Raw genomic sequence first — 25,082 nt, 5'->3', positions numbered from 1 at the left:
AGCCTCAGCAAAAAACGAAATTATTATGACAAAAGATCCCAAACATCTGCGCAATATTGTCTTACTTGGGCATAGCCACTCAGGAAAGACCTCCCTTGCCGAAACGATGTTATACGAAGCTAAGGCTATAGGCAGAAAAGGAAACGTTGAAAACAATAATACGGTATCAGACTATACTGATATTGAGCAAGAGAGGAGGTCAAGCCTTTTTAGTACTTTGATGCATGTGGGTTGGAAGGATTCCAAGATCAATATTATAGATACTCCTGGATCTGATGATTTTGTAGGAGAGATACTTTCTTCAATGAAAGTTGCAGATTTAGGTGTAATGGTCCTAAATGCTGCACATGGTGTTGAAGTAGGTACTGAATTGATCTGGGAATATCTGGAAGAAATCAACCTTCCGACAATCATTGTGATCAATCAATGTGACCATGAGAAAGCCGATTTTGATAATACATTGGAGCAAGCCACTGCAAGATTTGGACCCAAGTTGATTCCATTCCAGTACCCCTTAGGAGCGGGTTTGGGATTTCATCAGATCATTGACGTTTTGCGGATGGTGATGTATGATTTTTCGCCAGATGGTGGAAAACCAATCAAAAAAGAAATACCTGAATCCGAGAAAGCAAAAGCACAAGCGATGCACAATGCAATCGTGGAGGCTGCTGCAGAGCATGATGATACTCTGATGGAGCATTATTTTGAAACAGGCACTCTGGATGAGATTGAACTTGCTTTTGGTCTCCGCAAGGGCATTGCTCATCACGATATCATACCGGTTTTCTGTGCATCTGCTACAAAAAATATGGGTACGGGGAGAATCATGGGATTTATCAATGATGTCTGCCCCTCGCCAGACGATCGGCCAGCAACTAAAACTAAGCAGGGGGAGATATCCATCAAGGCTACCGGACCTACATCGATTTTTATATATAAAACTATGACAGAACCCAAGGTTGGAAGGGTATCTTATTTTAAAGTGTATTCCGGAACTTTGAAGTCGGGAGACGAGCTTATCAATGTCGGCAATCGAGCCACAGAGAGGATCAATCAGATTTTTATCTCCAATGGAAAAAATCGCGAACCTGTACAAGAATTGATAGCAGGAGATCTGGGCGTAGTAGTAAAACTGAAAGATAGCCATTCAAACAACACACTAGCTGCCAAAGGTATGGATGTCGAGATATCGCCAATTCCATTTCCGGAACCCCGAATTCGTACTGCTTTCCAAACCGCCAATAAAAATGATCTCGAAAAGCTGGTGAAGGACATACATGACTTACAAGAAGAAGATCCTACATTGATTCTTGAACAGTCACAGAGGTTAAAACAGAATATTTTGCATGGCCAGGGCCAAATGCATTTGGATCTTGTCAAGTACCGAATAGAAAAGCTTCACGGAGTTTCTATGGAGTTTATTAAACCACGTATTCCTTATCTTGAGACCATCACTAGGGCAGCTGATACGATGTATCGCCACAAAAAGCAATCCGGTGGAGCAGGTCAGTTTGGTGAAGTGCATATGCGAGTAGAACCCTACTACGATGGTATGCCGGATCCCGCAGGTTTGACCACTAGGAATAAAAGTGTCGAAGATCTGCCTTGGGGTGGAAAACTGGCCTTTTATTGGTGTATAGTAGGTGGATCCATCGATGCAAAATTTTCCAATGCTATCCACAAGGGAGTGATGAACAAAATGATGGAAGGTCCTCTGACCGGTTCATATTGTACAGACGTTCGAGTCTCTGTATTTGACGGTAAGATGCACCCTGTGGACAGCAATGATATGGCTTTCCAGATAGCCGGTACGATGGCCTTTAAAGAGGCATTTCATCAGGCAGGGCCTCAGATTCTGGAACCAGTTTACGATCTTGAGATCCTCTGTCAGGATACAGCCATGGGTGATATCATGGGTGATCTCCAAACCAGGAGGGCAATCATCATGGGGATGGACTCTGAGGGGCATTATCAAAAGATCAAAGCGAGAGTGCCTTTGGCTGAAATGCACAATTATTCTTCAACTTTAAGGTCTCTCACTCAGGGTAAAGCAAAATTTAGTATGAAATTTGCAGAATATGGTTCTGTGACTCCTGATATCCAGCACAAACTTATAGAAGATTACCAGGCACATCACAAAGAACACGAGGAGTAAGTATATCAAACTGAGTATATGATACTATTTCCGGGGAAGAAATAGTAGGATGATAATTTCAGCAAGCTACTGATTTTACACAGTATCGTTGTTGTAAAAATGGCTCAATAAGAGGAGTCTAAAGGCTAGCTATTTGTTGATGATTGTGTTTACTTATTGGTGGAAGGATAAATATTCGTAATGAGTATTTACATACTACAGAAGGTAAAATCTTTCTGCTATATCATCGCAGCTATGGAAGCACAAAATTGGATCTGATTCGTTCTTCTTATACATCAATTTTAAATTCAATGATAAAAGATTGTAATTTTTGGATGTTTATCCCTTATTCAAATTTTTACGATCTGATGGATTTTTATATTGGTATTGACATTGGAAAGGGTATGTCTCCAGCCTGAAATGATATCAGTTTTTTAGCATTGTAAAAAATTCTTTTTACCTGATGTTAGAAGTGATTTTTTCTCAAGCAAGTTTGTATTAGGAGAATTTCTTATAAAGCTCGTTTGTAAATATTTTGATTTTATGAAACAACTATATAAATTTTTGTCTTCGAGGTATCAGAATTTATTTTTGGAGTATAAAGTAAATTTTGCACCAAGATATGGAAATGGTTTGCCACCTCATCTTCAATTGTATGAATTGATCAATTCTCAGAGATCGGATTACAAGCGATTATTGGAGCAATGTCTGGAGTTCAAAACTCACTTTTTCGAATTTAAAGTGTTGAAAGATGAATCGAATCCGGAATTACCCGCTTGGAATAATGGATTTTTACCGGGATTGGATATTGTAACATTGTATTGCTTAGTGGCTTTGATCAGACCTAATGTTTATCTGGAAATTGGTTCAGGAAATTCTACGAAAGTCGTTAGACAAAGTATTCGGAAAAACAATCTGCAAAGTAAAGTGATTTCAATCGATCCACAACCTCGAGCAGAGATTGATGCACTCGCGGATGTGGTCATTCGACAAACTCTGGAGACTGCGACTTATTCAATCACAGATGCTTTGGATGAGAACGATATTTTATTTATTGATAACTCACATAGGATTTTGCCGAATTCAGATAGCACTGTTTTTTTTCTGGAAATACTTCCGAGGTTGAAGAAGGGGGTAGTGGTTCATTTACATGACATCTATTTGCCCTATGATTATCCGCAGTTTATGTGCGATAGATTTTATTCAGAACAATATGGATTAGCGATTTATTTGTTGGCCAACCCTGATAGATATAAATTTATACTCCCGAATTATTTTGTTTCGGAGGATTCAGAGTTGTCCGGAGTGCTCGACGAAGTTTGGGAAAATCAAAGTCTCAGGCAGGTAGAGAAGCATGGTGGCTCATTCTGGTTTGTAATACAATAAGCAAATTTTTCCAGGAGCAGTGTGGTACAGAAAGATGCTGTCGTTTACTTGAGAGGGAACACCTCAGAGCTAAATATGGTCTGGAACAGGACTTTTTATAAGTTTTTTGATCTTAATATTTTTCTGGGTTTATTTCAAAATTTCAGGTATGTTTGTGATGTACAAACTACTTATAATTATAGATGAGCAAGAATATCCAATGGAGTGCCCTACTCCTCCTGAGTATTATGCTGAGCAGCTGTTTGCCATTTAGTAAGCTGGATAAAGAGATGAATTCTAACAAGTATTCTCTTGAGTATGTGAGCGATTCGCAGATAAGGTATAACCAAGGGGACATTGCGGTGAGGCTGGATAGTATTATTATACCCGAGAATCTTTTAAAAAAGGAAACTGTTGGGAAAACAAAAGTTTGGGTTGTTATTCCTTTAATTCTGATTAATTTTTGGTTTTTCAAAGGAGAGTATACACCCGGATATGCAATGTTTAATCAAAATGTGAACAGAGTGATTGAAAAGACACTCTATGATGAAATGACCAGAGCTGGTCATTTTAAAATTAGTGACTCTAGTGAATATTCTTTAGTGATTCAAGTAGAGAAGTTTGAAGTAAGAAACTGTTATTATAGAGGCGGCATGACTTTATTAGCAAAGTTTTGGACTGGCGGATTTTCAGAAGATGTACCCGGAGAAGGAAATTCGGGTATGAAGATAAAGTATACAGTTTTGAAGAATGGGCAAGAAGTCCATTCCAATATCATCAATTCCAAAAACACAGTTCCGGATTTAATGAATGAGGACTTCGAAATTTCGAAGCCGTATTTAATTTTTGCCAATAATGTAGCTGTAGCATCCTCTCAAAATTTAAAATTGAGCTTGGGAAAATTGATTGAGGATTTGAATTCCTATTTTGATCAGCTTGAAAGAAAATGAATTATTAGGATGGTGTCTTTTGATCTATTCTTTCTAAAGTAGTGTGATTTTAATGAATGATAGTTTATTCATTCTTGAAGACTCTCCTTTGAATTTCGTCTTCTCATTTTTTACAAATTGCCGGTTTTGCCCTTTTTTCAATTAAATGTAGAAGACTTGGAAATTACTCAATTGTAACGAATATATTGTTTCTCATCTGGAGAAGTATTCATGTTATTGAGTGTCAAGAGAATTTTTTGGATTTTACTGACTACAGTTATTTGTAGCTTAATGATTGACCAGTGCGCCTGTTTGACAATTTTGGTCAATATTTTGAATCCTCAATTTCTATTGTTTAAAGTTTCACCAGAGAGAATTGAAATTTGTCAAGGAACTAAATTTTTAATCTTTATCAGTTAAAGAGGTGAGGAAATACGGTTTTTGTTATTATTTGAGTTTGGAGCAAGAGTCACCATATCTTATATATTTTTAGGGAATTACTAAGAATATGAAAAATAGTATATATATTTGCTTATAGACTTATTAATCATCTGATACAAAGTACCCACCCAAATCAGAGAAATTTGCACCATAAATGCTGAAACTCCTAAAAGGTTTAAATGATGTATTTGAATTGTTAAACAAAAATCTTATTTAAAATGAAAATTAAAAACGCAGTTTTTGTTGGTATTTTAAGTCTTACGATGATAGCTTGTAGTCCCAAGTATTATTCTCCGAATACGCAAAATGTTCCATTGATCACTGAAAAAGGAGAGACCAATCTTACCCTTTCGGGGAATGGAAATCAAATTGAAATTCAAGGCGCATACGGCATCAGTCAAAGTATTGCACTTAAGGCAAATGGGGGTTTGTTTATACCAAAGGATTTGAAAAATGGGAATGGAGGATCCGGAAAATATCTCGAAATTGGTGGTGGGTATTATAAAGCTTTGAGCAACAACTTAGTGTTTGAGACTTACGGGCTCATTGGTTTTGGCAACTTCGAGAACCACCTGCCATCTACCACAAGTACCAATCCCCAGACCAAGGGTGATATATCTGCAAGTTTATTTAGGATCGGAATTCAGCCCAATTTTGGCTATAAATCAAAATATTTTTCGGCAGCATTGTCTTCCAGATTTGTTAATTTGTCTTACAGCAGCATTGAGGGCGATCTCATTTTTGAAAACGAAAATCAAGCTGAATACTTAGACAATAATGCTTCCAATTTCTTAATTGAACCTGCAGTAACGATAAGGGGTGGGCTTGAAAAAGTTCAGCTTCAGTTTCAAGCAGGAGTGAGTATGAATGTCTCGAATAACAACTTTAGACAGGATAAATCATTTTTAACACTAGGATTGAATTTTAATTTCAGGTAACTGAGGAGATAGAGTTCACACGTTTAAGCTATATTGATTTAGTAAGGGTCATTATTTAATCAAGGCTTGAGGATTCAATTTTGACCCAATGCTGTGTGAAAATGTGAACGAAAAAGAAAAGAGAACTTAGTCCAAAATGGGATGACTTAAGAATTAGGATCAGATTCTACAAGTACTCTATAATGAATAGATCTAATTTAATTCATGACCTTCTTGCGTTTGTTTATGAAGAGAGGTATTGTTTTTATTATGACTGTGCGTAGTTTCCTAGCATTTTGATCTTGATAGATTGTATACAACTTTAACTTATATTGATCGCAGACTGTTTCATATTAAAGGCCTTATGTATAGATGGTGAGAACGGTGGTTATCGTGAAACCATTTTTAGGTTTTGGATATGTAGGATTATTTTAAGATTAAATCTTGCCAATTCTGTTTTAGTCAGTTGCCATGTTGAGTGATTTCTTTTGGAAATTTGTCAGCGATAAGGTTCAAATTTATTCCATGTTCCATATAAGCTTTGAGTCCATCTAAGACTGTTGTGAATCCACCAACACTGTCTTTAATAGTTGCCAGCAATTCGTTTCCTGTTTTATGGAACCCGGAGTGCATTATCATGACGTAAGTATCACCATTCATTAAGGATTTAAAATTAAACTCGACAGTCGTTGTTGGGACTTCCCATTCAATCACAATTTTCTCATTTGGTTTAATTTGGCGTACGAAAACTGAAGTAGAAACATTATACATTTCCCATTCCCAGTGGATTGTGTTTCCTTCTATTAATTTGTCACTTCCTTTTGTAAACCAGAAGTGTCGGGTAATTTCGGGGTCTACAAATGCATTAAATACTTCGTTTGCCGGTTTCCTGATGAGCATTCCTGCCTCAGCAGTATTTGGTTGATTAAAATCCATAGATGATTATTGAATTGGTTTTGAAATTATAAATGAGGTGCAATAAAATTTAAATTAGATTGAACTCCTATTTCCGCTTTTGGTTATCCAGATTTTCTAAATGTTGGCATGCGGTTTAACCAAAGTATACAATTGAAAGTAGTACTTTGTTTAGATTTATTGATTGAAATAATGTGCAAGTGTGAATTGTAGGATGAGTTTGATTGGTAGTTTTCTTTCTAATTGTTGTTTCGCTTGAGCGAAATTTACACTGTCTTTTAGGAAGTCTAAATCGGTGAGGTAAAAGTGTCATTGATTTTCCGCATTCAGGGCAGGATATGTTTGTTCAGAGCCACTGTGAAATGGTCTGTTAAGTGTCTATCTACATTCTAAACATACTTTTTTATGTCCCATTACTTTCCGGTGTAGTGTCGTTGTTTAAGCTGCCGCAGAAAGTGAGTATCTGCGCTGATTACAGTTGCGCTTGGCTTGCGAGTTGAGCTTTATGCAAATAGGCGCAGATACTTTGTTCGATGACTATCTTTCATTTTTTCTCTTCTTATAAAGAGGGGCGGGCTTATTTCGGATATTTTGAATGAGATTCACTACCAAAACATTTTTCGCATAGTGTCATCTGAACTCGGTGGCTCAACAGGTCTAAATTTTTCAGGTACAAATCCTTCGGCGTGTTTTTGAAAATGCAAATAATGTTTACCGCCTTTTGGGTGTTCAATTTCAAGGGAATAATCTCCATCTGAAAGGCAAAGCGTATCAAAAAGCATTTGGGTATTTCCGCTTACTTTTAGTTCTACAAGTTCTTGTTCTACAATATCTTGTGTCAATTTATTGACAATTTTATAAATGCCATAATCACATTTATTGTACTCAGATTTTGGTAGCCAAACTTTCAGTTGTTGACAATCTGTATAATGAACAAATTCGGCAGTGAGCAACCCTATTTTATCGGCATTCTCACCTGTGTTTTCTATCAAATGAAGTTCGATAAAGCCGTTGTGTTGCGCCATTTTATTTTTTTAGTTGTTGTGTGTGTAGCTTGTTGCTTGTCTAACCTGTTTTATACTATCTCCGTTTTTTTCATTGTGAAGTCAACCATTTATCTACAGCCGTTTTGTATTTATTTCGTAGTGCTATAAATCCAGGTTTAGGCTCTTTGTTCAATTCTTCTTGAATTCTTAACATGTTACGGCGAAATTCATTTTTGTATGCTTTAAATCGGGTATCTAATACTTGGCATATTCCATCAACATGTAACAATGTTACTTTATATTTTTGGTTTTCTTCTAAATCGAATTGTAATAGCTCAAGCTCTGTTGCCACACGCTCCAACGTGAAATTTAGAGGTTTTATAAATAATTGGGGATTTTTTACTTCGTTGTGCACCATATAAGCATACACCGCCATATAGTCATAGTTTGATTCACAATGGTTTAAAATTTCTATAAATACTGAATCTATGTTTTCTATACGCTTCAAGCTTGTTAGGGCCGCCTCTTTAAGTTGAACATCTTTATCGTCTATATAACTTAAAAGCCGATTGACATTTGTTGTTTCTTGCATTTCCTTCAGGATGTTTTCATAATGCAATTTTTGTATTGCCTTCTCGTCTTTTAATAATTTGCCCAAAAGCTCCCTTGGTAAAAAGTGAAAGGCCAGGCCAATAAGACACCCAGTCAATAAAAGATTTTTATATATATTGGGTGAATCGGTATTGTGCCATTCAGTATTTGACATGACAGCATATGGTATAAGCATTAATAAAGGCATCCAAATGGCTCCATATTCTACCACGATAAGTCCTAACATATTGTTAGTACCGGCTACCTTCACATCCACATTAATTGAAGTTGTATAATAAATTCCTGCCATCAAACATAGCCAGCCAATGCAAATGATGATGTTTCTTTTAACTTTAGTTTCAGCAATCCAGTCAAAACCTCCTTTGTACGCAATATTTATTGTGAGCATCAAACTGGATACAATATATGCCGCCAACACAACAAAAATTATTAAACTCCAACCAACGAGCTGATCGCCTGTTCCTTTAGGTTTGTAGAGATTAATGATAAGTAGACCTATATAAGATATCCCTGTAAGCACAAAGAGCAGATTGTTTAACATCGGTTTAATATTTGTATCATGTAATTTTTGATTTTATTTCATAAACGTCAGACTGTGAAAATACCATTTTTCTGTTTTCAAATGCATAAATCACCTGGTAAAATTTCATATAACCGAATTTTAGACGTGATAAAGGCAGTATATTTATTGACTGCTGAATAGTTTGCAAAAAAATTAAGCCCTCCCACGAGCTTAAAACAAGCCAATTTTGACCCGGACTCATGTCTTGTTGCTAGCGGGACAAGATGTTCTGGATATTGACCTTCAGCACGAATCTTCCGACACGGGTTTTCCAACTACAATTGTAAAATCCAGAAGCAAGCAATACTTGTATCTTTGTTCCGGCTGATATGCCATTGCAATCATTTAAAGATCTATAAAATCCAATAGCCGGAAAACTCGTTTTTTTTATCCATAAATCCAAACTTGCTACTTGTACTCTTTATAATACAGGTAGACTCAAAGTGGAGCTCATGAAAATCTTCTGAACATCATTTCTATCCTATCCCTTAATATTGAGTCCCCATATGATCAGATGATTACCTGGAGGCTTCCGCTTCATTCAACGCAGGATTAAATCGAAGCAGAGCTTCGTTTAATCCTTGTATGTTAGTGACTGCCTTTCTTTACGTCCGCTGTTTGTCGTTCATAAATAGTCGTCAAATTTGTCTCAAATGCAGGAAAAGCAACAACTGTAAACCAGTCCTTTTTGAAGTTGGTTAGTTTACTTGATGCGGTCTCCATAAATTTCATATGCCCTGTTGTTTGGTCGTTGATTGAAATAAATGTTTCTGCTAAATGAATTTCAATTACAATACGGTCAATGGTATAATTGTCAATTTTATATGCTTTGATTAAAGTTATGTCGTCCCAGCTTATAGTCTTAGTTTCATTGTTAAGTTGAATTTTAAACGAATTTTTGTCATAAGAAAAAATGCCGTCTTGATATGCAGGGAAATTCTCTTGAGGAGTATTTTTAATATCCTCAATCATATCGTCCATATTTAGAGTGTCTGAAAACCAAACTTTGGGATGCTCAACAGCAATAGCAGTCAAGACAACTGCCGATAAACTTATTAGCAGCATAGGAAGTCCGCCTGATGTGTCTTTGTCCCTAAAAAATATCGCAAGTCCACCCACTAAAAATAGAGATGAGATGATGAAAATAAGCAGTGTCGAAAAAGATGAAAACGGAAGTTGAAAAAGTCGGTCTGCTTTTCGAACTTTTTTATTGTCATTAAACTCAACCCTTTTGTCAAGGAGAAACCAAGCAAATAAAAGTGTCGGTATGCCGAAAGCAATTATTAATAAGATGTTTTGGTCAAAGCGATTTTGTTCTTTTGAATAGAGGTTGTAAAGTCCAACGCCTGTAATTGCAAGGCAGGGAAGAATTAAATTGTCGGTTAATTGCTTTGATATTGGGACTTTCACTCTGTCTTCTTTTGTAGTTGCTACCAACGTCAGACTGTGAAAATACCACTTTTCTGTTTTCAACTTCAAAAATCACCTGGTAAAAATTCTTATAATATAATTTTAGACGTGATAAAGGCAATACATGTATGGACCGCCGAAAATAGTTTGCAAAAAAAATTAAGCCCTCCCACGGGCTTAAAAAAAGCCAGTTTTGAGATGGGCTTGGGTAGTTCCAGCGTGGAAAAACACCATTTCGACCCGGACTCATGTCCTTGTTGCAAGTCAGGTAAGATGATCTGGATATTGAGCTTTAGTTCAGTTCAACCACCGATAGCGAATCTTCAAATTTTTAAATGCAATGCACAATAAACGACTTGTATCTGTGAACGAGCTAAGATCCTATTGCACAAATAAAATAATCCTTGAAAACTACATGACCACTTGTTTCAAAAAACCAAGTAGCTATATAAAAATGTAAGCTTTTTACTCAATTCCAATCCCATTGAAGCTTGATTAATCACTGATCATTCTCCTGAACATCCTCTAAGCACCCTCAGCATCCCCTCACAAAATTATTTATTCCCCATAGGATTGACCTCAAAGCCGAGCTACCTGAGCTTCATTCAACACAGGATTAAATCGCAGCAGAGCTTCGTTTATTCCTTGTATGTTAGCGGTTCGGTGTTTTTATTCGTTTATTAATTTCATTAAAGCGTCAATAAAGTTATCTAATTGATTTTTTGTTTCATTGTCAATTAAATTACCTTGTTTGTCAAATTTCCCTTTTATTCCTTGAATTAGTAAACTTGTCTTGTCAGTAAATTTTGCCATTGCAGTTTTCATAATGAGTTGCAATTCTTCGTGTCCTTTTTGTCCACTTGCAGAAGCCGTTATCAACCCAATTGGTTTCTCTGAAAATATTGTTGTCGAAATACACCATTCAATTGCGTTTTTCAGACCACTTGGAATACTAAAAATATATTCTGGTGTACATATAATAATTCCGTCTGCTTCTTCAACACTTTTCCTAAATTCAATTATTTCCTTTGGTGGATTGTCTGTCGAAAGTTCTGGGTCAAAATGTGGTAATGTCTTTAAGTTGTTATATATCGTCAAGTTAAATTCATTTTCTGTTAGACTGGCAATTTTCCCAACCAATTTTAGGTTTGCAGAATTTGAACTTGCACTTCCAATAATTGCTAATATGTTTTTCTTGTTTGTCATTAAATTCAATAGATTTTTTTCTTTGTCGAGATTTTCATACGCTACACTGACCGCTAACGTCAGACTGTGAAAATACCATATTTTTTGTTTTCAAGTACATAAATCACCTGGTAAAATTTCATATAACCTAATTTTAGACGTGATAAAGGCACTATTTTTATAGGCCGCCGAATAGTTTGCAAAAAAATAAGAACTCCCACAGGCTTAAAACATGCCAGTTTTGAGAAAAATTTGGGTCTTTCTAGTGACTATTCTGGTAATCAACTTACTGCCTGATTATCCAAAAGTGAACTTTCTTGCGTGGTAACCCTTGCTCCGAATGATACACGTCATGCGGGATATTTGTCCCATCGAGGTAAAAATGAACGTATTGCAAAGTTGCATAATCTATTGAAACTGCCGCCACCAATGCCAAAAGTGGAAATACCAATTCAATTGCGCGTATTGATCAAAACAGGAATTGACATAAGTCTATGTCCCATCTGCAAAACTGGAAAATTAATCCTGATCAAAACAAGTATTTGCATCAACGGCATTTTGATCGATGTCAAGACCATACAAAACAAAGGCTCTCCATTAATAAACATGGACATTCCATGAAAATTACCCTAAATAAATATTGTTATACATTTACTTACAGAAAAATTAATGTAGATTTTTCTGTGGCGAAGCTATGCAAAAAACTAATAATTGTACTACTAAAAAAGTAAAAGCTTGACCTAAAAAAACTCAATTGATATACTATGACACCTAAGAAGAGGTCTCGTTGAATATGAACGAATGAAGTCTTGAATTTTATTCAAGACCAGATTCATAGAGATGCATCTGATGAGAGAACTGAGAGACCCTTCTCTCAGCTTACGAATGAAGTCTTGAATTTTATTCAAGACCAGATGCATAGAGATGCATCTGATGAGAGAACTGAGAGATCTTTCTCTCAGCTTTATAGCAGAAAGCCCGTTGTAGTTTTATTTTATCATTATCTGTAAGTGACGATTAGCTTTTTATTGTATTTTTCCTTTGGACTTTCTTCTATACGGCTAAATGTTATGTGTAGGCCATTTATGATAGCAAGGCTTGTAATTTCGAATCCTTTAAATGTTCGCTTGTTTCAATGATTTTATTGGGGTCTAGTCTGTGAGTTGTTTGAATCTCATTTTTAAGCTTACCAAGTAGTTCCTTTCCCGGGCAGAGCTCATTCTTAAATTGTGTATACCATTCGTCAACCATTTTATTAATTATAGCAATGTCTTGCTTACCATCTTTATTAAGAGACAAGTCCTTTCTTTCTCGCAAGATAAAATTGCTTAGTTTTCTCTTAGTTTCTTCAGCTAACGAAGCCACAGAGTCGTCATAGAGCTTTGAACATATTGCAATGTCTAATCCATATGTCTTTGATATATGTTGAGGTTGACAAAAATATGATTCAACTTCCTGGTACTTTGTAACAAATAGCAAAAGTTCTCTTTTCTCACAGTCGTCTTCCAATTTAATCAAGTCTCGATCACCATCCACCTTTTGATCTCTGTCTATATGAACGATTACCTTCACACCAGGAATTTGCTTTCTAACAAATCCTTCAAGAATTTTTGCAAAATCTACTTTAGTACATCCTTCATAAGAATGTAGCACAAACTCGTCTTCAGGCAAGCCATTAGCAATTAGAAAGTTTTTCAAAAAACTCTTTTTCTCAGCGATGTTGTCAACCTTATCTTCAGTCACAACAATATATTTAAGATTTTTCTTTGAGAATAAATAATCAGCGTCAGCAGCGCCTATGTCCAATAGGATTTTGCTGCCTTGAATACTTGGAAAGGACTTTCCATTTTGAAAATGAATTACATTGGCTATATTTTCTAATGCCTCAAGAATATATCTTGAGTGTGTTGAAAAAACTACCTTTAGATGCAGATTTTCAGTTGTTCTACGAAGTAATTCATTTGCTAAATGTTTTTGTTTCGTAGGGTGCAAATGGGAATCTGGTTCATCTAAAAGTATAATTCTTGGATTGAAGTATTCGATGTAAGCAAATATTTGAATTGTTTGAAGAAGCCCTGTACCAATGGAGTCGAGAGGGAGTTCTATGCCTTCATTTTCTACAAAAACATCAATAAATTCCGAAATGCTATCTCTAAATTCAACTCTGATATTAACGTCCGAATAAATCTGATTTATTGAATAAGAAAATGCATTCCATTTGGACTCGCTTTTCGAAATGTCTAATAAGATATTTCTTAAGTAGTTATTACTGTCGCCCCGAGTCGCAGATTTTTTAATAGCAATTGGAACTTCAAATTTCTCTTGAATTGGAATTCCAGCGATTCCAGGAACATAAACACAAAAGGGATTGTCAATATCATTTACTTTTTGACCAAAATTCTTACCAGTTACGACCGTTGCAAATCCTCCGTTTTTTCCTCTTGATACATTAATAGATGCCTGCTCACCGTCAGTGAAAATAAAATTCATTGATATCCTATCTGATCTTCTTCTAGAAGTTACAAGTCGCTTACCGTGGTAAAGATTTTCTATGTGTCTTGTGGGTGTATACAGAAAATCTGTCGAATCCAAATTAAGCGTTTGTGAGTCATTTTGAGTTCGCCAAGGCACATTTTTTAACCTAAGAGTCTGGGCACTTGAAATTGCAAATTGAATACCTTGTATGAAACTACTTTTTCCGGAATTATTAGTTCCAATAAATATGTTTAGTGCTTGAAGTTCAACTTCTACCGAGTCAATCTTCTTAAACTTATCAATCTTAATTTTCATCTATGTCGGTTGTATTTGGCTTACACATAACGCTTAGTGTAAACGTAGGCTGACGTTAGGAAGCTTATCGTTTTACACATTGTTATAGGCTTTTTGTTCTTTGTCTCGTAGGCATACGATGGAAGACTTGGTAAACATTTTTATTAATGCTCTTATCAATTGGGTTCGATTCCCAAAAAGAACACTATTCGTTTTCAAAGTATTTGCTAATTGTTGTATCATCATTTAGTATTTCTTTGTAAGCGTCATTTGTTAATATTAAATCAACAAACTTGTTATAAGAGTAACATAGTTTTTCGGTGAGTTTAGCAATATCAGGGAATAGCACGAGGATATTTTTCTGATTTTTTAACTTATCATATAGTTCTTTGTTTTGTTTTTTCTGTTTATCTGGGTCTGAAAGTCCTTTATAATATTGTTCAACAAACTGTTCGTTAATGGTTATTGAGAATTGCACATCATAAGGTGTTCCACTATTTTCAAAATCATAAGTTGGGTGGTGAGTAAGAATAAAAGACTTAGGGTGCTTTATAAAATTTGCCCATTTTCGTATTTGTTGGAAAACTTTAAAATGCTTCTCTCTATATGTTTGTGGTAGTTGAATTATGTCGAAAACAATTTCTATCCTTTCCACAAGTAGATAAAGTATTAGCAAATAAATTGTGAAGTCTTGTTGTATATCTGTAAGTTCATCATTCTTTTCTAAGTAGCGTGAAATTAGGGTTGTACTATCGGCAAAATTGCAACCTAAACAGTTGTGATGTTCACCATCTTGTCCACCGAATGCATTATGTATTTTACAAGCATTTGGCGTATTGTATTCGTCAAATGCATTAACAGAAAAAATATCAAAACACTCTTTAAATTTTTGTGTTACTTCCATATTCAGTTTGTTTTAATTGCCTATAACGGCAGACTGTGAAAATACCATATTTTTTGTTTTCAAATGCATAAATCACCCGGTAAAATTTCATATAACCTAATTTTAGACATGATACAGGCACTATTTTTATAGACCGCCGAGTAGTTTGAAAAAAAATAAGCTCTCCCAAAGGCTTAAAACAAGCCAGTTTTGAGAAAAATTAGGGTCTTTCTTGTAAGGAGAAACCCAATTTCTCAATTTTTCGATAAGCATCGGAACCCCAAGTATAGAGAAACATCGTTTGATGTTGTATACAAGCATTATTAGACTGTGTTCACCATTGACTTTTACTAATCCTTTAAGGTTGGTGTAATAATATCCCCATTTTCTTTTTATGGTTCCAAAGATATGCTCATTAATTTCTTGTCGCTTACGGTACAATACTGCATTGTCTTTATAGCGTTTATTGTTCTCTTCTACCGCAGAAGCAAATTCACTTCTCTCTATTTCTCTGCCTCCACTTGCTCTACCTGTACAGAGATGTTTTACCGGACATGTTTTACAGTCGGGTGTTCGGTATTTTTAAATCTATAACTGTTATGATTATCTCTTGATTTTTTATGCCAGGAACCGGTTGTATTTAAAATATTTCCTTGTGGGCATGTATAACAATCGCTTTCTTCATTATAAATGAAATTCGTTACTACGTATTCTGGTGTGGTTCCATGTGTGTTGCTATTCACTATTTCAGAAGGTGCAACGATTGTAACAATATTTGCATCTTTGCATTGCTGAATTTCTCGCCCATTGTGATAGCCTTTATCTAGAATAGCAATAAAATTATCTGCAGCTAAATTTGCTTTTGCTTCGAGTGCGATATCGGTTAAGGCATTCCGGTCATTGCGATTTATGGTATGAGTGGCAATGACCAATTTATGTTTTCATCAACCGCAGTTTGGACATTGTAACATACCTCCTGACTTGTCCATGAACCAACAATGCTCTGGAATCCGGATCAGTAGTACTTATCTGTGGTTCGTTTGTAGTAAGGAGTTGTTCCTGAAGAATTTCATACTTAATTTTATTCTTCTTAAGTCTATTTATTTTTTCTTGGATGTCAGAAACTTTGATTAAGTCGTCCTGGGAATCATTTTGTTCAAGTAGATTGATGTATTCTGTACTTTTCTCTTCAATATAGGCTAAATGTCTCTCAATTTTCTTTTGATTGTAATTATTCTTTTTGCTGTTGTGGGCTCTTGACTTTGTGCCATCAATAGCAACAACTTGTCCACTGACTAAATCGATATCCTTCAAAAAGGAAACAAATAATTTGAACACGCTTTTTAATGCTTTAGGATTGTCTTTTCTGAAATCAGCAATGGTATGATAATTTGGTTTCAAGCCTAATGTTAACCACTGAAGTTCGATATTGCGACAGCATTCTGTTTCTAATCGGCGACTACTTCTCAAACCATTTAAATAGCCATACAAATAAATTCTAAGAAGTGTAGCAGATTCAAAACTTGGTCGACCCTCATTCTTTAAAGTCTTTACTTCAAATCCAAGTTTTAACAAATCTAATTGCTCTACAAATGCGTCAATAAATCGAACGGGATTATCCTGTCCTATTGAGTCTTCCAATGAACTCATTTGCATTTGTAATCTTGGTATGCCGGTAACATGATTCATAATGTATAAAAATACAGATTACAATGAATATAGCTACGATTTATTTATATTAATTTTTTGGTAGTTTTTTCACAACCTGACGTTTTGCAGATTTGCGATGGGCGGGCTTTTCAGCACAAATGTTTATGCGGAGCACAAAACTTTCTGCTACCACAAAACTGTCTGCGGAGCACGAAACCCCGCCTATTGCAAATGTGCTGTTATAAGCCGTTTTTCTTCTGTCCACAAGGGTTTGAGTTTCCATTATACAGTTAGCTTTATTTTGTGTCGTTGTCCGTTGAGTATAAAGTCAATTTGCTTTTTGTCGTGAAGTTTAATTTCAAGATGTCCAAAGTCAAACTCTTTATGATGGTTTGGGCAAAGTAAAATTATGTTGTCAAGTGTTTCTCGTCCTTTTAAGTGTTTGGCTTTTATATGTGCAGCTTCAATATACTTGCTTCCGTCTTTTTTAATTATTGTCGTTGAACAAATTTGGCATTTAAAGTCACGGAGAATTTTTATTTGTGCAATTGTTTTGTTGTCACGTTTATATGTTTTGTGATTGACTATAATTTCTTCAGGGTCGCTGTCTTGAAGGTTCTCTAAGTCCTTTAGAATGTCTGCCTTTGAATTATTCTTTTTGAAAAATTTCTCAAGTTCAATTTGTTCCTTTTCGTCATTTGAAACAAAGGTCAGTTTGAATTTTTTACCAGTATAGTATTCGTAAATTGCTAAAAGTTTATTGAAATCTTTTTCGTTTGTCCCTGCTTTAGATAGTTCGGTTAATTCGTCAAAAAGTATTTGTTCTGCAAACGTGTCGTCTTTGTATGTGAAACCAATTTGCCCAACCATTCTGTCGCTTGAATTGTCTTTGTAGTTGTTAGCGTCAAGTGGTAAAGGAAATAAAATAGAAAAATCCCTTTCGGCTTTGATGTTCGTCCAATAAACATTTTTTTGAAATGGAACTTGAAGTTTTCTTGCGTCACTGAATGTTTCCGCTTTGCCATATACTCCAACTATTTGTCCTTTGTTTTCGTCAGTGTTCCTTGTATAGAATATTATAAGTCCGCCCTTTTCAAATTTCACTGGAGCATTTTTCCATTGAACAAAACTGTTTACAAACTTGTCTGTGTCAACTGCTTTTTTGTTAAAGTTGAAATTTAATGATTCACCGCCAACATTATCTTGGGCGTATTTATGTCCAGCTTTGGGATTTATATAGCTGTTGTTTCTCCAACCGAATGGATTCCAAGTAATGTTTGCGATTATTATTTTACTCATTTTTGTCGTCTGTGTTAGTTTGGTTGTGTGTCGTCCTAAAATGGCTTATAACTATTCGCTTCCCGCAAGTTCAAACTTGCAGCAATCTACTATTATCCGAGAAATATGCGCAATGCTTAGGGCAAAAAATTATGGGATATCGGGGCAAACCCATGTTTCGAATCTGTAGTTTTTCCATATGTCAGGACTTGCCTTAATTTGTAAGGCAAATATACATTTTTTCTGTTTTATTCTTAATGATATAAGCTGAATTCAACATTTAAGTGCGACAAGGTTCAAAAATACTTCATTTGGTGTTTTGTAACCTAATTTTTTTCTAGGTCGATTATTTATTTGGGATTCAATTCGATCCAAGTCAGTTTGCTTGAGCATGGAAAAGTCTGATTTTTTGGCAAGTATTGCCGTATTAAACCATTGATATTTTCATTGCAACCTCTTTCATAAGCAGAATATGGATGAGCAAAGTATATCTTAGTATTCAATGCTTTAGCCAATGTTTGATGATCTGCATTTTCTTTTCCATTGTCTAATGTAATTGTATGGCATAAGTTTTTATATTTTTTCAATTTGCAACTGATTGTTTTGGCTGTGAATTTAGCTCCTTTGGACTCCAGCTTAATAATCTTTACAAACAAGGATTTTCTTTCCACCATACTGGCAATTTGGGACTTATGATTCTTTCCTACTATAGTATCTCCTTCCCAATCTCCATACCTTTTTGAGATTCAACAATCTTTGGTCTATCTTCAATACATACTCTGTTTTTGATAATTCCCCTTTGTTTATAGGTATTTTTGCGTCTTCGCCTTCTTCTGTGGGAATGTCTTAAATTACTCCATAGATCACCTCCTTTCCTTTTATCTTCATATACATATTGATATATGCACTCTTTACTAACCCTTTCATACTTATCAATATTCGCTCGACCTTCGATTTGCTCTGGGCTCCACTTGATTTTAAGTAATTGATCCACTTTGCATCTAAGATCGCTTGTAATTTTATTCTTCCTTCCCTTTCCTTGTGCTCTCTGTTCACTCCGATCCTGCGCTCTTGCGCTTCCATATAACTTGTATGAACCAGGTGAAGAGTTTCTATCGAGTTCCCGATATATTGTGCTTCTATGAAACCCTAATTCCAAAGCTATCTGAATAATGCTCATTCCTTGCCTTCTAAATTGTTCAATTAATACCCTTTGAGGGTAGGTGATTTGTTTATACATTTGTGTACAGTTAAAAATCTTGAGGGGAAAGTACCTATTTTTAGAATAGGTCTTTCTCCAAAAGAATATTTTATTAACTGTCGCACTTATTTATGGAATCTAGTTAACAAATATTTTCTCAAGGGGGCTGATTTTGTACAATTGAATATAGTATTACTATTTGGTGCTATTATTTAGGGTATGCTCAAAACTATGTTCGCTCTATAAATACTAAGTGCTTGGCAAAGAATTGCAAGAGCAATTTTAATATGCTACATACATTAATTTTCTTTAAAGCTGATTTATGGATAACACCGAATTCTACAACTGCTGATTCATATTTATGGTAGATTTCTATTCGGATTATTTTTTCACAATTTCTAAATTTCCTTTTTTGTCCATCTGCTTAACTGTCCAAGCCTTATTTAATTCGATAATATAATTTTCGCCAGTTATGATATTGCCCTCTATTTTTATGGGTTTAGGAAATGTGAGCTTTTCGAAATCGCTTGTAATTAAAATTCCTGTTTTTCCAATTTGCGTTTCTCCTGTTGTTTTAAAATTGCCAAAAACGAATTGATTTGTAGAGGAGCTTGATATTGCTGAATATACTATCCCTTCTTTGCCTAGCGTGAAGGTGCTATTCATATCATAGGACATATAATAGGTCTTGTCTGATGTGTCTCTATGCACAACCAATACAGGCTGCTGGACAAATATATTTTTATAGAATTGTCTTATACTATCATTTGTAAGTTTTCTTTTGCTTTCTTCTTTTTCAATTTCATAAAATTTATTTCGCTGCTTTATAGCTTCGGCTTTATTGTTCTCAGATTGTTTAAATATTTTTTGTTGCTTATAGATATCACTGAAGGAGTATATATGTTTTAAATCCGTTCTCCATTTTACTTGAAAATGATCAAATAATAAGCCATAAGCTAAACCTGTGGCATAAGCAAAAGAACGATTTAAGCCAGTTGGATTTTCTCTTCCATTGAGTTCTAAAATTGCCATTCTATACAAATCTTTATGCGCAGACAATTTGTAACCAGTGTAAGAAGCAAGTCCTTCCAAAGTCTCTAGTTTCAAGGCAAAATGGTTTTGACTTTTAAATTGTTTTTCTCTTTTAGTTCTAAAATAAATGGCATCACTTAAATATTGTTTTGTCGCTTTGTCATCGTTTCTTTGCAATGATTTGATGCTGTTCCTCAATGCTTCAAATTCTGAACGCAATAAAATTTTAGCTTTATATTCATCTAAATATTCAACAATATTTCCTGCTATATTTAGTTGTTTGGAATGAAATAAATGGAATAACTCATGAATAGGAGTTTGACAACTATCAGATGGTGTCATGTCATAATTCTGTACGATTGCCCATTTTTCTCCTTCAAATTCTTGATTGGTATTGGTATGTAAAAGTGTTTTTTCTGCGACTTGCTTATAATATAACAAACTGTCTCTCCATGCATTGCTGAGATCTTTGTTCAAGGTATACACCATTTCATTTTCATCTAAAACCAAAATATTTTCACTCCAAAGATTTCCATTCCACAGTTTCCCATTGTCAGCAAGTAAAAGATTTTTGGTTTCGAGTAGTTCTGTCTGAATTTTTGTTCGTCTTCGCCTTGGAAGGGTCTCCTTATTTTTAATTACGTTCTCTAGTAGTGATTTCCATTCTTCTAGCTGATGTAAATTTTCTAAATCTGCATCCGTACTTATATGGTCTTGATCTGAGTAAAAATATTTGTCTGCTAAGATGTTTAAATAATGTATTGCTACTTTTATTTCACCATTCAGGGAATATACACAGCTTGCATTGTACAATATATCTGGATCCTCACTGCTGCTTGATGATAGCACTTTGTCAAAGAGTAGAGCAGATTGTTTATAATTTTTTTGCTCATAAAATTCCATAGCTTTGCTGTACAAACTGTCTATTGAATCTGTTTGTGTAAAACAATATGGCAGGAATTGAAAAAGGCTGATAATTGCAAAAAATATTTTCATTATATTTCTATTTATCTACTTGGATTCTCACTTTAATTCTACAGCAGCTCATCTTATAAATATATACCAAAAGTCCCTTCAACATTAACTAATTTATGAGAATGAAGAAGGGATTTATTGAAGTTTTTCAATTTGATTTTCTTGTGCATGGTTTATGGATGGAATCAATTATTTCTTTATTTCTTCTTTTATAATTTTGTCAAAGTTGTCTTTTGTTAGCCCAATAAGTTTGTGGAGAATAGCAAAGTAGTTGTCATCACTTTCACCAGAAGAAATTAACTCTAATACTTTTTCAAAACCAAATTCCTTTTCTACGCGTCTTATTAACAATGCTGAAAGTGGATACTTGATTGGAATCGGATATTTTAAGATTATGTTTTTTTGAAAAGCGTCATACAAAGAAGCAGTTGGATTTTTTATAATGTATTCATTCAAATACTTGAAAATAGTTTCAGTTGATTCCCCCCAATAATCTGTGGTATAAATATTATAGCCTTCTTCTGCAGTCCAATTTCGAAGACTGTCAGCAAATTTTAAACTAAAATATCCATGCGTTAGGTCGTGTTTATATTGGTCTGTATTTGTCCCTGCAATAAATAGTTTATTTGTTATATCAAAAGAACCAGAACGAACCTCGCCATTCCTCGAGATATCATAATCAACGCCCAGTACCTTGTAAACTTCTTGTATATCTTTGCAATTGTAAAAGTCAAACTGAATCGGTTGTAGTTTCAATTTATTCGCTATGGTTATATTGTATTTTTCAAAATCTTTGGCAACTGCTTCATTTAAGCTTCCTTGATAATGAAAAGTAATGTTGTCCAATTTTGTCGTTTTCCAATGTTTTGTATTTTGCTCAAAGGGGCAATAAAAGACAAAATTGTTCTTAGTCTCTTTTGCTAACAAAGAGATACTTAATCTATGGACGATTTCATTACTTTTGGTAATCCCAAAATAGGAGAGATCAACTTGAAAAGAATTGTCGGGCTGCAATACAATATTTTTCAAGTAACATCTAAAGAAATTGTCATCATTGTATCGCTTACTTTTTTCAACATTTTTAAAAAGCTCAAAAAAATCTGTATATCGTTTATAATGGTTGCTATCCATTACAGACGATGACTTTAAGCTCTCATTTTTATCAGTTAGAAATTGATTCAGACTTTGTATAAGTTTCTTGCTAATTACACTATCATTTGGCAGTTTGATTTGAGGTAAAATTGTCAGCTGTGCGTTTTGAGAAAAGACCTGTGTCGCACATAAAAGACAAGTAAAAAATGTCAGTATTTGTTTTAATTTTAAAGTCATATTAGTCAAATTTGCATAGTTAAACCCATTCGTTTCAGCTTGCCACCAACTCAAAAGAATTTGCCGTCCAAAGAATTACTCCCAAACATAATTCTCCCTGAATCAACTTTTGACTTGCGCCTATTTTATTTTGTCTCGCCCAATCTTCGATTTTATTTGTACAAAACTGGAGTGTAGAGCGGAAATAAGCTGAAAGCCTTAGTGAGCCATAATTCATTAGATTGAATGTGTGATGCTTTTTTTCTGTAAAATTAAGGCCTTGGATTTAGATGTGCAAGAGTTTGATGTATTAAAATTTGATTTTTAGAAGCTAATAAAATTCATGCATAATTTCTTGGATGGATTTACAGCAAAAAGTCCTTTTAATTTTCGTATTTACCTTTACTGGTTTGTGAAGATTAGCTTTTCATTGTATCTTATTCTTTGGATTTTCTTCTATACGGCTAAATGTTTAAATATTATGCGTTCGGTTTTTATATTTTGCTTATAAGTTTCAATGTCTTTAAATCGTAAATTCCAATTTCGTTTTTGTCTGTCTTGTCGTGTTTACCATTGTTATTTGTGTCGTAATGTCCAGTTATCACAATTGTTCCTGTTTCCTTATTTACTATCCAAGTGCTTACAAATAATTTGCTATCTGTAAGTTGTGTTTTTTGCTTTCCGTCTGTTGTTAAAACTATAATTTGAGTTGGATCATTCCAGTCAATTCCTTTTTTTCCGTCTAAATCTAATGTCTGTGCTGAAACAAGTAAACAATTAATTTCTAAACTATCAATTTTAACTTGTTCTATTTTCTGAAAATATCCATCATTTGGAAAATCAACTTGGTTTGTATGTCCATTTTTTGTATCAATAAATAATAGGTATCTATTTTTTAAGCCTTCCATTTTACCCCAATTCTCAATACGTGCAAGTACAAATTCAGTTCCTTCAATTTCTGTCAATTTGTTAAAACTGACATAGTTGTATTTGTCTTGTCCATATGTTGTCAAAGACAAAGTTGTCAAAATAATTATAAGTACATTTTTCATTATCTCTAGTTTAATTTTTTCTATATAATAGTACTATAAGCTGACACACAACACAAAAAAAGTTGATACCCAAAGAAATCTTCCCAGACAGCCAATCTCTTCACATCAACTTTGCACATTGAACGAAGCTTGAGAGCAGAGATGATATAAGGGTAAGTCTTTATGGGTCATATTTCAGTAAGACGAGTGCACTGTCTCTTTTTTTTTGTAAAAATAAGGCTTTGGATTTAGTTGTGCAAGAACTTTGTGGTGAATAATTTAAATTTTGAACGCTATAAACAAAATTGATGAAAAATTTCAGAGGATGAGTTTTTAGTAATAGCCCTTTTAGTTTTTAAATTTATCTTTACTGGTTTGTGAAGATTAAGCTTTCTTCTATACGGCTATATGTTAGCGGTTCGTTGTTTTTCTTTATTAGTCATTTATGAATGTTAAGATATATTCTTGAATTTCCCTTCGTTGCTCGTCATTAGCATTGTTGTCCATTTCATTGTGGGTCGTATTTGCCAATTTTACTATTTTCATTTTATACTTTTTAGTCTCCTTTACAGTCGGTAAAACACCTTCATCTGCTGGTTGGTCGCTTGAACGTAAGGAGTAAACTTTAACTTTTTTTGATTTAGGCAATGCCTTTCTTCTGTTGTCCAAAGTGATTATTTTTTCAACAATGTTCGGATATTTTTCTGGGAAAAGAGCAGTCATATCTCCACCATTAGAATGTCCTATAAGTGAAATGTGGTTGAAGTCTAAATCGGGATTTGATCTTTTGAGTTCGTTGATAACGAATAAAATATTGTCAGCTCCTCGTTCCCAAAATGGACGTCTTACAATTTGTGGATTTCCTTTCAATGGCAATAAACTGTCAGTTGCAAGTTCGTGTTGAATGCTTACAACGAAAAATCCTATTGCTGCTAAATATTCTGTCAAATATGTATACGCCAAATAATCTCCACCTTTATTTTGTCCATAGCCGTGACTGAAAATGATAACTTTTTGTTTCCCAGAAACTTTTGAGCTAGGCTTAAAAATTGCAATTGGAATTTCTCTTTGTCTGCTTTGGTCGTATAGTCTTAAAGTGTCCAAACTAAACTCATATTGAAATTTGTTTTCAACAGATTTTCCAAAAGTTGAATCAAAAATCTTCAGTCCACTAGAGCCAGGTAATAGAATAATCCATTTGTTATTGGATTTATCCAAGTCAGGTTTATAAAAGTAGTAGTTATCTGAAAATAACTGTCCTAGGATTATGTTTGTGGTAAAAAAGAGTAAAGTTGTAAAAACGAATCTAGTTCTTGACATTTCTTAATATTGACTTGACCGTGGTTCAATGATTGAGAACAATTTATTTTGCAATTGTTTAAATTTCTAGCAATACCTATTTGTTAAATAATGACATTAAATTCGTTTGCATTACTATGTGTTGCGCTTTGTTGAAGCATTGTTTTGTTATGTATTTTGGAATAGATGTTAAAAATCAA

The 25,082-nt window shown here is 34.4% G+C and carries 21 protein-coding genes and 1 pseudogene; 6 read left to right on the top strand and 16 right to left on the bottom strand.

Features of this window, described 5'->3' with window-relative positions:
- Positions 1-25: 25 nt before the first annotated feature.
- The 4 genes from IPI99_00640 to IPI99_00625 all read left to right on the top strand — a co-directional run bounded on the left by IPI99_00640 (position 26) and on the right by IPI99_00625 (position 5,807).
- The gene (locus IPI99_00640) at positions 26-2,155 is read left to right on the top strand and encodes an elongation factor G (protein ID MBK7339012.1); all 2,130 of its coding nucleotides are present in this window, start codon (positions 26-28) and stop codon (positions 2,153-2,155) included.
- A gap of 522 nt (positions 2,156-2,677) precedes the next feature.
- Positions 2,678-3,520, top strand: coding sequence for a class I SAM-dependent methyltransferase (locus IPI99_00635; protein ID MBK7339011.1), 843 nt, complete (start codon positions 2,678-2,680; stop codon positions 3,518-3,520).
- A 182-nt stretch (positions 3,521-3,702) separates the two neighbouring features.
- Positions 3,703-4,449, top strand: a complete 747-nt coding sequence (locus tag IPI99_00630; protein MBK7339010.1) for a hypothetical protein — start codon at positions 3,703-3,705, stop codon at positions 4,447-4,449.
- Between the two features lie 638 nt (positions 4,450-5,087).
- A complete protein-coding gene (locus IPI99_00625; protein MBK7339009.1) occupies positions 5,088-5,807 on the top strand; it encodes a hypothetical protein in 720 nt (239 codons plus the stop codon).
- A gap of 441 nt (positions 5,808-6,248) precedes the next feature.
- Here the strand turns inward: IPI99_00625 and IPI99_00620 are convergent, their stop codons facing one another.
- The 4 genes from IPI99_00620 to IPI99_00605 all read right to left on the bottom strand — a co-directional run bounded on the left by IPI99_00620 (position 6,249) and on the right by IPI99_00605 (position 10,334).
- Complete coding sequence (locus tag IPI99_00620) at positions 6,249-6,722, bottom strand: SRPBCC family protein (GenBank protein ID MBK7339008.1); 474 nt, start codon at positions 6,720-6,722, stop codon at positions 6,249-6,251.
- Positions 6,723-7,306: 584 nt separating this feature from the next.
- A complete protein-coding gene (locus IPI99_00615) occupies positions 7,307-7,726 on the bottom strand; it encodes a hypothetical protein (protein ID MBK7339007.1) in 420 nt (139 codons plus the stop codon).
- A gap of 70 nt (positions 7,727-7,796) precedes the next feature.
- Positions 7,797-8,840, bottom strand: coding sequence for a hypothetical protein (locus tag IPI99_00610; protein MBK7339006.1), 1,044 nt, complete (start codon positions 8,838-8,840; stop codon positions 7,797-7,799).
- A gap of 609 nt (positions 8,841-9,449) precedes the next feature.
- Positions 9,450-10,334, bottom strand: a complete 885-nt coding sequence (locus IPI99_00605) for a hypothetical protein (GenBank protein MBK7339005.1) — start codon at positions 10,332-10,334, stop codon at positions 9,450-9,452.
- A 45-nt stretch (positions 10,335-10,379) separates the two neighbouring features.
- Between IPI99_00605 and IPI99_00600 the strand changes: the two genes are divergently transcribed.
- Positions 10,380-10,622, top strand: coding sequence for a hypothetical protein (locus IPI99_00600; protein ID MBK7339004.1), 243 nt, complete (start codon positions 10,380-10,382; stop codon positions 10,620-10,622).
- A 318-nt stretch (positions 10,623-10,940) separates the two neighbouring features.
- Here the strand turns inward: IPI99_00600 and IPI99_00595 are convergent, their stop codons facing one another.
- A complete protein-coding gene (locus tag IPI99_00595; GenBank protein MBK7339003.1) occupies positions 10,941-11,477 on the bottom strand; it encodes an NAD(P)H-dependent oxidoreductase in 537 nt (178 codons plus the stop codon).
- A 300-nt stretch (positions 11,478-11,777) separates the two neighbouring features.
- Between IPI99_00595 and IPI99_00590 the strand changes: the two genes are divergently transcribed.
- Positions 11,778-12,077, top strand: coding sequence for a hypothetical protein (locus IPI99_00590; protein ID MBK7339002.1), 300 nt, complete (start codon positions 11,778-11,780; stop codon positions 12,075-12,077).
- A 462-nt stretch (positions 12,078-12,539) separates the two neighbouring features.
- Here IPI99_00590 and IPI99_00585 read toward each other — a convergent pair whose 3' ends face one another.
- From IPI99_00585 to IPI99_00535, 11 genes and pseudogenes are all read right to left on the bottom strand, one after another.
- Positions 12,540-14,246, bottom strand: a complete 1,707-nt coding sequence (locus IPI99_00585; GenBank protein MBK7339001.1) for an AAA family ATPase — start codon at positions 14,244-14,246, stop codon at positions 12,540-12,542.
- A gap of 184 nt (positions 14,247-14,430) precedes the next feature.
- Positions 14,431-15,129, bottom strand: coding sequence for a hypothetical protein (locus IPI99_00580; protein MBK7339000.1), 699 nt, complete (start codon positions 15,127-15,129; stop codon positions 14,431-14,433).
- A gap of 210 nt (positions 15,130-15,339) precedes the next feature.
- A pseudogene (locus tag IPI99_00575) lies at positions 15,340-16,797 on the bottom strand (IS1182 family transposase).
- A 49-nt stretch (positions 16,798-16,846) separates the two neighbouring features.
- On the bottom strand, positions 16,847-17,041 hold the full coding sequence (locus IPI99_00570) for a hypothetical protein (protein ID MBK7338999.1): 195 nt from the start codon (positions 17,039-17,041) through the stop codon (positions 16,847-16,849).
- Positions 17,041-18,057 carry an HNH endonuclease gene (locus tag IPI99_00565; GenBank protein ID MBK7338998.1) on the bottom strand — a complete coding sequence of 339 codons (1,017 nt, stop codon included), beginning with the start codon at positions 18,055-18,057 and terminating at the stop codon, positions 17,041-17,043. The genes IPI99_00570 and IPI99_00565 overlap by 1 nt, the downstream gene beginning before the upstream one ends.
- 329 nt (positions 18,058-18,386) lie before the next feature.
- A complete protein-coding gene (locus IPI99_00560; protein MBK7338997.1) occupies positions 18,387-18,782 on the bottom strand; it encodes an IS30 family transposase in 396 nt (131 codons plus the stop codon).
- Positions 18,743-19,276 (bottom strand): IS30 family transposase, encoded by a 534-nt coding sequence (locus tag IPI99_00555; GenBank protein ID MBK7338996.1) that lies wholly within the window; start codon positions 19,274-19,276, stop codon positions 18,743-18,745. Before IPI99_00555 ends, IPI99_00560 begins: the two co-directional genes overlap by 40 nt.
- 342 nt (positions 19,277-19,618) lie before the next feature.
- Positions 19,619-21,172, bottom strand: a complete 1,554-nt coding sequence (locus tag IPI99_00550) for a hypothetical protein (protein MBK7338995.1) — start codon at positions 21,170-21,172, stop codon at positions 19,619-19,621.
- Between the two features lie 261 nt (positions 21,173-21,433).
- Positions 21,434-22,573, bottom strand: a complete 1,140-nt coding sequence (locus IPI99_00545) for a hypothetical protein (GenBank protein ID MBK7338994.1) — start codon at positions 22,571-22,573, stop codon at positions 21,434-21,436.
- Positions 22,574-23,046: 473 nt separating this feature from the next.
- Positions 23,047-23,604, bottom strand: coding sequence for a hypothetical protein (locus tag IPI99_00540; protein MBK7338993.1), 558 nt, complete (start codon positions 23,602-23,604; stop codon positions 23,047-23,049).
- Between the two features lie 414 nt (positions 23,605-24,018).
- A complete protein-coding gene (locus IPI99_00535) occupies positions 24,019-24,903 on the bottom strand; it encodes an alpha/beta hydrolase (GenBank protein ID MBK7338992.1) in 885 nt (294 codons plus the stop codon).
- Positions 24,904-25,082 lie beyond the last annotated feature (179 nt).

It is taken from the genome of Saprospiraceae bacterium (assembly GCA_016710235.1).
In the GTDB taxonomy this organism is placed as follows: Bacteria; Bacteroidota; Bacteroidia; order Chitinophagales; family Saprospiraceae; genus Vicinibacter.
Note: the sequence above shows the minus strand (reverse complement) of the source record. Positions and strands in the feature narration are given on the sequence as shown.